At 54.4% G+C, this 12,036-nt stretch carries 9 protein-coding genes and 1 pseudogene; 5 read left to right on the top strand and 5 right to left on the bottom strand.

Annotation, left to right across the window (positions count from 1 at the left end):
• Positions 1-148: 148 nt before the first annotated feature.
• Positions 149-919, bottom strand: coding sequence for an ABC transporter permease (locus ACSZO1_RS19760; RefSeq protein WP_437615696.1), 771 nt, complete (start codon positions 917-919; stop codon positions 149-151).
• Positions 916-1,839, bottom strand: a complete 924-nt coding sequence (locus ACSZO1_RS19755; RefSeq protein WP_437615694.1) for an ABC transporter ATP-binding protein — start codon at positions 1,837-1,839, stop codon at positions 916-918. Before ACSZO1_RS19755 ends, ACSZO1_RS19760 begins: the two co-directional genes overlap by 4 nt.
• Before the next feature lie 109 nt (positions 1,840-1,948).
• Between ACSZO1_RS19755 and can the strand changes: the two genes are divergently transcribed.
• Complete coding sequence (gene can, locus ACSZO1_RS19750) at positions 1,949-2,611, top strand: carbonate dehydratase (RefSeq protein WP_437615692.1); 663 nt, start codon at positions 1,949-1,951, stop codon at positions 2,609-2,611.
• 66 nt (positions 2,612-2,677) lie between these two features.
• Here the strand turns inward: can and hpt are convergent, their stop codons facing one another.
• Complete coding sequence (hpt, locus tag ACSZO1_RS19745; protein ID WP_437615690.1) at positions 2,678-3,214, bottom strand: hypoxanthine phosphoribosyltransferase; 537 nt, start codon at positions 3,212-3,214, stop codon at positions 2,678-2,680.
• A gap of 700 nt (positions 3,215-3,914) precedes the next feature.
• Here hpt and ACSZO1_RS19740 point away from each other — a divergent pair.
• A pseudogene (locus ACSZO1_RS19740) lies at positions 3,915-5,198 on the top strand (cystathionine gamma-synthase family protein).
• A 169-nt stretch (positions 5,199-5,367) separates the two neighbouring features.
• Here ACSZO1_RS19740 and fhuE read toward each other — a convergent pair.
• The gene (gene fhuE, locus ACSZO1_RS19735) at positions 5,368-7,560 is read right to left on the bottom strand and encodes a ferric-rhodotorulic acid/ferric-coprogen receptor FhuE (protein ID WP_437615688.1); all 2,193 of its coding nucleotides are present in this window, start codon (positions 7,558-7,560) and stop codon (positions 5,368-5,370) included.
• A gap of 505 nt (positions 7,561-8,065) precedes the next feature.
• Positions 8,066-8,953 carry a LysR substrate-binding domain-containing protein gene (locus ACSZO1_RS19730; protein ID WP_437615686.1) on the bottom strand — a complete coding sequence of 296 codons (888 nt, stop codon included), beginning with the start codon at positions 8,951-8,953 and terminating at the stop codon, positions 8,066-8,068.
• 152 nt (positions 8,954-9,105) lie between these two features.
• On the opposite strand from ACSZO1_RS19730, the gene ACSZO1_RS19725 reads away from it, so the two are divergent.
• Genes ACSZO1_RS19725 through ACSZO1_RS19715 form a run of 3 tightly spaced genes read left to right on the top strand, consistent with a single transcriptional unit; the run spans position 9,106 to position 11,951 of the window.
• Positions 9,106-10,605, top strand: coding sequence for a UbiD family decarboxylase (locus ACSZO1_RS19725; RefSeq protein WP_437615684.1), 1,500 nt, complete (start codon positions 9,106-9,108; stop codon positions 10,603-10,605).
• A 12-nt stretch (positions 10,606-10,617) separates the two neighbouring features.
• Positions 10,618-11,235: a UbiX family flavin prenyltransferase gene (locus ACSZO1_RS19720; protein ID WP_437615682.1), complete on the top strand. Its 618-nt coding sequence runs from the start codon at positions 10,618-10,620 to the stop codon at positions 11,233-11,235.
• Entirely contained in the window at positions 11,232-11,951 is a 720-nt protein-coding gene (locus tag ACSZO1_RS19715; RefSeq protein WP_437615680.1) for a DUF554 domain-containing protein, read from the top strand. The genes ACSZO1_RS19720 and ACSZO1_RS19715 overlap by 4 nt, the downstream gene beginning before the upstream one ends.
• Positions 11,952-12,036 lie beyond the last annotated feature (85 nt).

Genomic DNA, 12,036 nt, shown 5'->3' with positions numbered 1-12,036 from the left:
CAGGATAGCTTATCGGTAGCTAACCGTCCCTCCATCCACATGACCAAGCGTTGCACTTATTATCTGAATTCGCGGAGCAGTTTTCTGCTATAAACAGCGAGCAACTGCTTTCTCCCTCCCTGAATACAGGAAGGGAGATTTTACTAAATCAGGTCCGCAACCCACGCCCACGCTGAATAAACGACCAGGTCAGTGCATAAAACACCACAATAAACGCGACCAGCACCGACAGAGTAAACACCAGCGGTACATCATTCACGCCCAGGAAACCGTAGCGGAAGCCGCTGATCATATAGACGATCGGATTCAGCTTCGACACCGCCTGCCAGAACGGTGGCAGCAGGGTCAGCGAATAGAACACGCCGCCCAGATAAGTCAGTGGCGTCAGCACAAAGGTCGGGATCAGGCTGATATCATCAAAGGTACGGGCAAACACCGCATTCAGCAGCCCCGCCAGCGAGAACAGAATCGCCGTCAGCAGCAGCGTCACCGCCACCATCAGCCACGAATGCACGTGGAATGGTACAAAGAACAGCGAGATCGCCGTGACCAGCACGCCAACACAGATACCACGCGCCACACCACCGCCAACATAACCGGCGATAATCACATGGGTCGGCACCGGTGCCACCAGCAGCTCTTCGATATTGCGCTGAAACTTGGCGCTAAAGAATGATGACGCAACGTTAGCGTAAGCATTGGTGATCACCGCCATCATAATCAGTCCCGGCACGATAAACTGCATATAGCTGAAGCCATGCATCTCACCAATACGTGAACCAATCAGGTTGCCGAAAATAATAAAGTAGAGCGTCATGGTGATCACCGGTGGTACCAGGGTTTGCACCCAGATACGCGCAAAACGGTTAACCTCTTTGCCCCAGATGCTTTTCAGCGCTACCCAGTATAAATGTGTCATGCCTTGCTCCCTTTTTTCTGCGTCAGGCCGACAAACAGCTCTTCCAGCCGATTGGCTTTATTACGCATACTCAGAACCTGAACCCCCTGTGTGCTCAGCTGACTGAATACCGCATTCAGTCCCTGTTCACGCATCACTTCCACCTCCAGCGTCGAGGTATCCACCAGCCGGTACTGGAAACCTTCCAGCTGCGGCAGCGGGCTTTTTGGCGCCAGATCGAAGATAAAGGTTTCAGAAGTGACTTTCGCCAGCAGCGCTTTCATTGAGGTGTTTTCCACCAGTTCGCCGCTCTGAATAATGCCAATATTGCGGCACAGCATCTCGGCTTCTTCCAGATAGTGCGTGGTGAGGATAATGGTGGTGCCTTTGGCATTCAGCTCTTTCAGGAACACCCACATCGAGCGACGCAGCTCAATATCGGCACCCGCCGTCGGTTCATCGAGGATCAACAGCTTCGGTTCATGCATCAGCGCGCGGGCAATCATCAGGCGACGCTTCATCCCGCCCGACAGCATACGCGCCCGTTCATTGCGTTTTTCCCACAGATCGAGCTGTTTCAGGTACTTTTCCGCACGGCTCAGCGCATCACGCTTTTCAACGCCGTAATAACCCGCCTGATTGACCACAATCTGCATCACGGTTTCAAACGGGTTGAAGTTGAACTCCTGCGGCACCAGTCCAAGCTGGCGTTTAGCGTTGACCACATCCTGCTGCAGATCGTAACCAAACACGCGCACTTTACCGGAGGTTTTATTTACCAGCGAGCTGATAATGCCGATGGTGGTGGATTTTCCCGCCCCGTTCGGGCCGAGTAACGCATAGAAATCACCGGCCTCGACTCGCAGATCGATTCCCTTCAGCGCCTGCACGCCGCCGGGGTAAGTCTTGGCCAGTTTTTCAAGTTCCAGTGCATAAGTCATGAAAAGAACACCCTGTTTGTATGGTTTTCTTGTTTGCCGTTTTAAATCCGATGGCGTTGGCCTATAGTAGCTGCCACGCACTTTGCCGTGTTACAGGCCAATAAAATTAATGAAAGACATTGACACCCTTATCAGCAATAACCGCGAATGGTCGAAACTGTTAGTGGAAGAAGACCCCGGTTTTTTCGCACGCCTTGCTGATGCGCAAAAGCCGCGCTTTCTGTGGATTGGCTGCTCTGACAGCCGCGTACCAGCCGAACGGTTAACCGGTCTGGAGCCAGGCGAACTGTTTGTCCACCGCAATGTGGCAAACCTGGTGATTCACACCGATTTAAACTGCCTGTCTGTGGTGCAGTACGCGGTTGAAGTGCTGGAAGTCGAACACATCATTATCTGCGGCCACTATGGTTGCGGCGGCGTGCAGGCGGCGGTTGAAAACCCGGAACTGGGACTGATCAACAACTGGCTGCTGCATATTCGCGACCTGTGGTACAAACATAGTTCATTGCTCGGCGAACTGCCGCCAGAAAAGCGTTTTGATAAACTGTGTGAAATCAACGTGGTTGAGCAGGTCTACAACCTCGGCCACTCCACCATTATGCAATCAGCCTGGAAACGCGGGCAGAAAGTGACGATCCACGGCTGGGTGTATGGCATCCACGACGGCTGCCTGCGCGACCTTGAAGTCTCCGCCACCAGCCGGGAAATTCTTGAACAGCGTTACCGCCACGTGATGTCCAATCTGCTGAACCGACCGGACAGCCATCGCTGATTCGCGCGGCATGATATACCAGGCCGGAGCCTCCGGCCTTGGTTGATTGTGCTGTCAGCTGTCGCCTTACTCTTCCAGCATCACCACATTGCCGATATACGGCAGATGACGATAACGCTGAGCATAATCAATGCCATAGCCGACAACAAACTTGTCCGGAATGGAGAAACCGACGTACTCAACGTTCACGTCCACTTCGCGGCGCGACGGCTTATCCAGCAGCGTACAGATCGCCAGTGACTTCGGTTCACGCAGACGCAGAATTTCACGCACTTTGCTCAGCGTATTGCCGGAATCAATAATATCTTCGACGATCAGCACATCTTTCCCGCGGATATCTTCATCAAGATCTTTGAGGATTTTCACGTCACGCGTGGAGGCCATACCGCTGCCGTAGCTGGACGCTGTCATAAAGTCGACTTCGTGCGGCACATCCACGACGCGGCACAAATCGGCCATAAACATAAAGGAGCCACGCAGCAGGCCAACCAGCACCATATCGCTGCCGCTGTCACGGTAGTGTTCAGAAATCTGTTTGCCCAGTTCGGCAATGCGGGATTTGATCTCAGCTTCGGAGATCATCACTTCTACGGTATTTTTCATATAATTCACGCCCTCGGGGCGGCCTGGATTGAGAACCACAAATCATTCAGGTGCGAAGTATATCAGACATTACGGCGGGTTCGCGAAAGGGGCGCAAATCTCAACTTCTGCGCCCCAGTCACACTGGAGACGATAAGACAAAAACGACGGATATTACCCTAAATAATTCAAGTTGCAGGACAAAAACGCCAATGGCGTTTTTGAACAGCGCTTGCGCTGGCCCCGCAGGGGCGAGACCCAAAGGGTCAAGTCACGCGGCAAGCCCGCGAATCCCCGGGAGCATAGATAGCTATGTGACTGGGGTGAGCGGGCGCAGCCAACGCACCTGCAGCTTGAAGTATGACGGGTATAAATCAGTGGCTGAACAGCGAGAAAGTACCTGCGTAATAGTTGACCATCCAGGCCACATAGCCCAGCCATACCAGCAACACCAGTCCAATACTCATTTTACCTGTCATTCTTCTGCCCTCTGTTACCTGGATACTGCGTTGTACTACTGCGTTAACAATAAATTGACAGAAGCGCAGCACGCGCATCTTGCGCTGGATCAAAAGAGCAGAGAAAAGCGGCGGAAAAGGAATTGATCCCGCAGCGTATTGCGCCATTTGTGATGCGGTTAAGCCCTGCGACGGGCAAAGTCGCGAAGTTAGCTTATGATCAGGATATCCGCGTGTGACACGCCTCAGTGGCAGGAGATCCCATGGCTTCGCGACATTCCAAAACCACCCACCTCGGCAGCCGTCAGCTGCAACCCGAAACCCAGATGCTGAATTACGGCTACGATCCGGCGCTGTCAGAAGGTGCGGTGAAACCGCCGGTGTTTCTCACCTCAACCTTTGTGTTTAACAGCGCCGAAGAGGGGCGGGATTTCTTTGACTATGTTTCCGGCCGCCGCGAACCACCGGCAGGCAGCGCATCCGGGCTGGTTTACTCGCGTTTTAATCATCCTAACAGTGAAATTGTTGAAGACCGGCTGGCGATTTATGAACGCAGCGAGAGCGCCGCGCTGTTCTCTTCCGGCATGGCGGCGATTGCCACCACCCTGCTGGCGCTGGTCAAACCGGGTGATGCCATTCTGCACTCGCAGCCGCTGTATGGCGGCACCGAAACCCTGCTGCTGAAAACGTTCCGCAATCTGTCCGTGGCAACGGTCGGTTTTCATGATGGTATCAGCGAGGCATCAGTGCAGGCCGCCGCCGAAGCAGCAATGAAACAGGGGCGCATCGCGGTGATTCTGGTGGAATCTCCCGCCAACCCGACCAACAGCCTGGTCGATTTGCAGATGATCAGCCGCGTGGCGGACGATATCGCCCGCCGCCAGGGGCATCGGCCGGTGATCGCCTGTGACAACACACTGTTAGGCCCCGTTTTCCAGCGCCCGATTGAACATGGCGCGGATCTGTCGCTCTATTCGCTGACCAAATAAGTTGGTGGTCATTCAGATCTGATCGCGGGTGCAGCACTGGGCAGCAAGGCGTTAATCAGCCAGATTAAGGCACTGCGCAGCGCGATAGGCACTCAGCTGGACCCGCACTCCTGCTGGATGATTGGCCGTTCGCTGGAAACCCTGTCACTGCGTATGGAGCGCGCCAACAGCAATGCCCTGGCGGTGGCGGAATATCTGCGTGAGCATGCGAAAGTGGAACACATTCACTATCTCTCATTCCTTGACCCGCAATCCCCTGCCGGGGAGACCTTCCAGCGCCAGTCCAGCGGCGCCGGTTCAACCTTCTCGTTTGATGTGCATGGTGGTCAGGACGCGGCGTTTCGTTTCCTCAATGCATTGCAGCTGTTTAAGCTGGCGGTCAGCCTCGGCGGCACCGAGTCGCTGGCCAGCCATCCCGCCAGCACCACACATTCCGGCGTGGCAGCAGAGGTGCGCGAGCAGATAGGCATTCGCGCCGCCACCATTCGTCTGTCGATTGGCATTGAGGATAAAGACGATCTGATTGAGGATTTGCGGCTGGCGCTGGAGACGGTGTGACGGATGTCTGTGGAGAGGAAAACAATTGACGGGTTCTGACTACCCCTTCCCCCATAAAATGGGGGAAGGCTGGGATGGCGGAGAAAACGACGCTACACCTGAGTCACTTGCTCTCCCACCCTAACCCTCCCCCATTTCATGGGGGAGGGGATCCGTTCTGTGATACCTGTCAGAAGGCGTAAGAGACACTGACAGAGACATTACGCGGTTCACCATACACCGCATCGTCAGCAAGCCAGCTGTAGTAGGTGCGATCAAACAGATTGCTGACATTCGCCTGGACTGCCAGCTGTTTCGTCACCTGATAACGGGCAAACAGATCCACCAGCGGGTAACTGCTCTGGTAAACGCGCTCGGTATCGCCATTGGCATTGGTCGCATCCTGGAAAGTCCGGTTTTGCCAGTTTGCACCACCGCCGATTGTCAGCTCAGGCAACATTGGCAGCTGATAACGGGTAAACAACTTCAGCGTGGTTTGCGGCATATTGCTGTTCAGACGTCCGCCGGTATTGTCACGCGCCACATAACGTGCGACGCCAAACGTCACCTGCAGGTTATCGGTTACCGCGCCGTTCAGCTCCAGCTCCGCACCTTTACTGACGGTGCCCTGCGCCGCATAGTACGCCTGCTCGCTGGAGCCGTTGACGGTATTACTGCCATCTTCCTGCGCGACATTATCCTGCTCAATGCGGAACACGGCCAGTGTCGCGGTCAGACGGCCATTCAGCCAGTCCGATTTCAGCCCGGTTTCATAGTTTTTGCCCTGCGCTGGCGACAAATAACGTCCCTGAGCATCGCGATAGGTTTGCGGCTGGAAGATGGCGGTATAGCTGGCGTAAGCGGACAAGGTGTCGTTGATGTCATACACCAGCCCGCCATATGGCGACGTATTATTTTTCGCCATATCGCCGCTGGTGCCGACGGTACTCCACTGGGTATAGCGCGCGCCGACGATCAACGATAACGGATCGGCCAGAGAGAAACGGGCCGCACTGTAAGCCGATTTCTGCCGCACCACATCATCACCGTTGGTATACCAGTCGCCCCACTCCGGTTCAGCCACATCGCCATTCCAGTTATTAAAGCTGCCCATCTGACTGGCATCCATCGCGCCATCAGCACTGAAGGTTGCGTTATGCTGACGGCTGTAACTGGCGCCGATCATCAGTTCATGCTGGCGTCCAAGCAGGTCGAACGGCCCGCTGGCATAGGTATCCACCGACTCCATCTTGCGAGTGCCGCGGTCTTTACTGCCCCAGCCGGTGACGCCCTCACCGGTGACGATATCCGGGTTATCCTGCAGATAAAGCAACTTATCGTTAAAGGTCTGCTCACCATGGGTGGCATTCAGGCGCACATTCCAGCCATTGGCGAAATCATGCGTCAGGTTGGCGAACACTTTGCGCGAATTGATGTTGTAGTAAGTCCAGTCTGCGGCGGTGTTAGTGCTGCGATCATAATGAGTACGCACACCATTACTGTACCAGGTACGGAATCCGCCCCATGTCGGGTTGCCGGTACTGCTTTCCTGATAATCGTAGCCCAGCGACAGTGTGGTGTTATCCGTCAGGTCTGCATCCACCACGCCATACAGGAATTTTTTGCTTTTATGGTAGCGGTCTAACCAGCTGTCCTGATCCTGATAACCCGCTACCACCCGACCACGCACACTGCCATCGTCATTCAGTGGCGCAGAGAGATCGGCCACATAGCGCTGCTTATTCCAGCTGCCATAGCTGGCATAAAGATTGCCAGTAAACGTTTTGCTGTCGGCATGCTTGCGCACCATATTCACCGACGCACCAGGATTCCCCGCGCCGGTCATCAGCCCGGTCGCACCGCGTACCACTTCGATACGATCATAGATAGCGGCATCTTCGCTGGCATCGCCAAAGTTCCAGGTATCACTGACAGAAGAGGGAATATCGTCGTAGGTGTAGTTATTGATGTAAAAACCGCGCGCGTAGTAGGCAGAGCGTTCGCTGTCATAGATATTCGCTGATACGCCAGTGGTATTTTCCAGCACCTCACCGACCGACTGCAAATCCTGATCCTTCATGCGCTGCTGGGTGATAACGCTCACTGACTGCGGCACATCACGCGGAGCCATCAGCATTTTGGTGCCCGCGCGCGTGGTTTTCACCGCGAAGTCCTGCTGTTCGTTAGCGGCATCGCTGGCAGCGTCATTTTCTGTGGCTGTCACCACCAGCTCCTGCTGGGCGGTTGCCGACGCGGTGCTGCTGCTTTCCGCGGCGTGCGCCAGTGCAGGCACGAGCAGAGCATGAACGGTCAGTGCCAGCAGGGATATCTTCATCCCCGACGCGCGGATATCACGGTTATTTTCTTTGCCATTTAAAGACATAAGGACGACTCATCTGAAATATTGTTATTGGAAGCCGCCGCTTCTTTTTTATTGTCCGGACAGGGTGTTAGCGTTGCCGCAATGACCCGGCCGCCATTACAGCAAGAAGAAGCGCGCACGATGCGAATATAAATGATAATTATTTGTGTTCTGGCCGTCGTGAAAGGATTGAGTGAGGATGTGTAACGAGGTGTTAGTACAGAGAGCTTTGAAAGGTATCGTTATCCTGATTTGGTTTAAACGAACATCCAACCTGAGAAATACTTCTGCCTGTACGGCAGTGCACGCTCATACATTCCCTTATAATTTCGCGCCAAATTTCTAAGCTGCCTGTACGGCAGTGAACTGTTAGACAATAACACTAACTGGTTAATTTTTCGCAAAATCCCTCGAATTAGCGCTAAAAACCCTTTTTTTGCAACCCGATAAAATAGCATTTAAAATCAATAAATTAAAAAATCAGAAAAAAAAGGGTTCGGAACTGATAACCAACAGCGCCGCCTTATCAACACAACAACTCCCGCGCATACTCAATAAAATCCGCCACCGCGCGATTATGCAGATGCTTCTGCCAGCTTAGCGCCAGGGTGGTGGTAGCTTGCGGGTCATCAAGATGCACATACCCCACCTCCGGCACCATCACCGAAAGCTGGGTTTCCGGTGCCAGCGTCACCCCCATACCAATTGCCACCAGGCCAATTGCCACCGACACATCACGGGTAAACAGCACCTTTTGCGGCGTGAAGCCCGCACTCCGGCAGGCGGCGAGTGCGGACCAGCCGAGGCCCACACCTGGCGGGTCCTGCTGAATCAGAAAAGGTTCATCAGCCAGTTCGGACAGCGAAATACGTTGTTTATTCAGCAGCGGACTGCGCCCCGGCAGCACCGCAATCAGCGGACGCGTTGCCACCTGCAGATAATCAAGCTGTTCCAGTTGCGGCACCGGGGTGCGAATCAGCGCAATATCGAGCTGGTCATTCAGCAACAGTGTTAATTGCTGGTCAACATTGTGTTCTTCAATGGTGATATCGACATCGGGATACGCTTTCCGGTAACCGCTGATTAACATTGCCAGTACCGGATCGATAATCGATGACCCGACATAGCCCATCTTCAGTTGCCCTTTAAAGCCACGCCGCAGGCTGCGCGCCTTCTCGCGAATCTTCTCATAATGGCTGACCGCCAGTTGCGCATCGACCAGCAACTGCGCCCCTTCATGCGTCAGCGCAACGCTGCGCCGGTTACGCGCAAACAGCATCAGTCCCAGCTCCTGTTCCAGCGCCTTAATATGCTGGCTCAGCGCAGGCTGGGCGATATTCAGCCGGCTGGCGGCACGGCCAAAATGCAGCTCTTCCGCCAGCACCTGAAAGGAGTGTAAATGCCGGTGATCCATAACCTTAGCCTCGCGATATTCAGCCATTAACAGGTCGATTATGTGACAGAACCTGATAAAAATCCCTTATTAAAACGCCGCCATTTATTATTGGACAGTTATCACCGAAAAAATAAGACTGCGGACTCAACCACAGCGAGAGGTTAAGTTGTATGTCTGAAAGCCAAAAACCCGCCGATCTGCCCAAAGTGACCGATCTGCGTTCCGCCATCGAAGTGCTCAGCCACTACGAAAACGAATTAATCTACACTGATGAACCGGTCGACCCGATTGCTGAACTGTCCGGCGTCTATCGCTATGTCGGCGCGCACGGCACCGTGCAGCGCCCGACTCGCATCGGACCAGCGATGATTTTCAATAAAGTCAAAGGCTATGATGATATGCGCGTGCTGATCGGGCTGCTCTCTTCCCGTCAGCGCGTGGCGCGCCTGTTTGATACCACACCAGAAAAACTGGCATTTATGCTGAAAGATTCGGTGAATAATCCCATTGCACCGATCGTCGTACCGCGCGAAAAAGCGGTCTGCCAGGAAGTGGTGCATCTGGCAACCGATCCTGATTTCGATATTCTGCGTCTGCTGCCAGCACCTACTAATACGCCGGAAGATGCCGGTCCTTACTTTACCCTCGGTATGGCTTACGCCGCCGACCCGGAAACCGGCGAACACGACGTCACCATTCACCGCCTGTGCGTGCAGAGTAAAGATGAAATCTCCATGTACTTTGTACCGGGTCGTCATCTTGATACCTTCCGCCAGAAAGCCGAAGCGGCAGGCAAACCGCTGCCGATCTCCATCAGCATCGGCGTGGACCCGGCAATTGAAATCGGTGCCTGCTTTGAACCACCGACCACACCGCTGGGCTTTGATGAGCTGTCTATCGCCGGCAGCCTGCGCAATCAGTCGGTTGAACTGGTGGACTGCCTGACCGTTAATGCACGTGGTATTGCCAACGCCGAAGTGGTGATTGAAGGGGAAATTCTGCCCAACTACCGCGTGCGTGAAGACCAGAATACCGACAGCGGCAAAGCGATGCCGGAATTCCCGGGCTACACCGGCAGCGCACAGGCGCAGGTGCCGGTGATTAAAGTGAAAGCTATCACACACCGTCGCCATCCGATTCTGCAAACCTGTATCGGCCCCAGCGATGAACACACCAATATGGCCGGTATTCCTACCGAGGCCAGCATTCTGCAGATGGTGGAACGCGCACTGCCTGGCTTTGTGCTGAATGTGCACTGCCCGTCACCAGGCACCGGTAAATACCTCGCCGTTCTGCAGGTGAAAAAACGTTCACTGGTCGATGAAGGCCGCCAGGGACAGGCAGCGCTGCTGGCGTTTTCTGCGTTCTCAGAGCTGAAGCACGTAATGCTGGTCGATGAAGACGTCGATATTTTCGATATCAATGACGTGATGTGGGCAATGACCACCCGTTATCAGGGCGATGTCAGCACCACCTTTATCCCGGGTCTGCGCTGCCACCCGCTTGATCCGTCCTCCGACCCGGCGTTCAGCCCGTCCATTCGCGCTCATGGTATTGCCTGCAAAACCATTTTTGACTGCACCGTGCCCTACCATATGAAAGCGAATTTCCAGCGCAGCCAGTTCCTGGAAGTGGATGTGAATCGGTTTATCCCGGGTTTTAATCAGTAAGCAGGAGCAGGTATGTCAGGGTTAATCAATCCGCAGAAAAAACAGCGTCTGATCGTCGGTATCAGCGGCGCTTCCGGTTTCTCGTATGGCGTGCAGGCGCTGCGTTTTCTGCGTCAGAGCGGGGTTGAGAGCCATCTGGTGATCTCTCCCGCCGCACACCTGAATCGGGAGCATGAAACCCGTCTGAGCGCCGAAGAAGTGATGGCGCTGGCGGATGTGGTGCATCCTATTCGTGCCGTCGGCGCGGCTATTTCCAGTGGTTCTTTTCAGACCATGGGCATGCTGGTCGCCCCCTGCTCGATGCACTCCCTGGCAGCCATCGCCAACGGGGTAACCGATAACCTGTTATCCCGTGCGGCGGATGTGGTGTTGAAAGAGCGCAGACGACTGGTGCTGATGGTGCGTGAAACGCCACTGCATGCTGGTCACCTGCGCAATATGCAGCTGGTCACGGACTGCGGCGCAATTGTGTTTCCGCCAGTACCGGCGCTGTATGCCCGGCCACAAAGCGTTGAGGAAATTATTAACCACAGCGTGGCGCGCGCACTGGGTTTATTTGGTATCGACTGCGCGGAACTGCCGCGCTGGGGTGAGACAGTGAGTTTATTGGATGGGAGTGTCGCGTCGTGATTATTGGACCCTATATTAACGGCTCTGCGGTATTAATTGGCGGCATTGCGGGCGCGCTGCTGAGCAGCAAACTGCCAGAGCGTATTCGTAACTCGATGCCGCTGATTTTCGGCGCGGCCTCGATGTGTATGGGCATTATTCTGGTGAATAAAGTGGTTCATATGCCGGTGATGGTGCTGTCAGTGATCCTTGGCGCATTACTGGGTGAACTGGTGTATCTGGAAAAAGGCATCGGCAAACTGGGCGCAAAAGCACGTGGTCTGGTGGAGATGTTTGTGCGATCCGAGCCCGGCAGCGCGGAGTCGCAGGAGCAGTTTTTACAGAGCTATGTGGCGATTATTGTGCTGTTTTGCGCCAGCGGCACCGGTATTTTTGGTTCGATGCATGAAGGCATGACCGGCGACAGCAGCATTCTGATTGCCAAATCGTTCCTCGATCTGTTTACCGCCGCTATCTTTGCCACCACGCTGGGTTTTGCCGTGGGGATTGTCGCCATACCACAGCTGATTATTCAGTTGCTGCTGGCCTACGGCGCGATCTTTATTCTGCCGATGACCACGCCAGAAATGCAGGCAGACTTTTCTGCCGTCGGCGGTGTGCTGATGTTTGCCACCGGTTTTCGTATCTGCGGGATTAAAGTGTTCCCGGTGGCCAATATGTTACCGGCGCTGCTGCTGGCGATGCCCATTTCGTCGCTGTGGAGCAGTATATTTTGATTTCTGTCGTTCGCGAATTCAGATAATAAGTGCAACGCTTGGTCATGTGGATGGAGGGACGGTTAGCTACCGATAAGCTATCCTG

Origin of the sequence: Erwinia sp. V71 (assembly GCF_965644245.1) — a bacterium.
Taxonomy (GTDB): Bacteria; Pseudomonadota; Gammaproteobacteria; order Enterobacterales; family Enterobacteriaceae; genus Erwinia.
The sequence above is the reverse complement of the archived record's forward strand: the minus strand, read 5'-3'. Positions and strand labels throughout refer to the sequence as shown.

What these genes read in the sequence shown, in the direction of transcription:
- ACSZO1_RS19725 (WP_437615684.1), top strand. Translation starts at nt 9,106, where the DNA reads ATGTCTGAAAGCCAAAAACCCGCCGATCTGCCCAAAGTGACCGATCTG.
- can (WP_437615692.1), top strand. Translation starts at nt 1,949, where the DNA reads ATGAAAGACATTGACACCCTTATCAGCAATAACCGCGAATGGTCGAAA.
- ACSZO1_RS19760 (WP_437615696.1), bottom strand. Translation starts at nt 919, where the DNA reads ATGACACATTTATACTGGGTAGCGCTGAAAAGCATCTGGGGCAAAGAG.
- ACSZO1_RS19720 (WP_437615682.1), top strand. Translation starts at nt 10,618, where the DNA reads ATGTCAGGGTTAATCAATCCGCAGAAAAAACAGCGTCTGATCGTCGGT.
- ACSZO1_RS19730 (WP_437615686.1), bottom strand. Translation starts at nt 8,953, where the DNA reads ATGGATCACCGGCATTTACACTCCTTTCAGGTGCTGGCGGAAGAGCTG.
- fhuE (WP_437615688.1), bottom strand. Translation starts at nt 7,560, where the DNA reads ATGTCTTTAAATGGCAAAGAAAATAACCGTGATATCCGCGCGTCGGGG.
- hpt (WP_437615690.1), bottom strand. Translation starts at nt 3,214, where the DNA reads ATGAAAAATACCGTAGAAGTGATGATCTCCGAAGCTGAGATCAAATCC.
- ACSZO1_RS19755 (WP_437615694.1), bottom strand. Translation starts at nt 1,839, where the DNA reads ATGACTTATGCACTGGAACTTGAAAAACTGGCCAAGACTTACCCCGGC.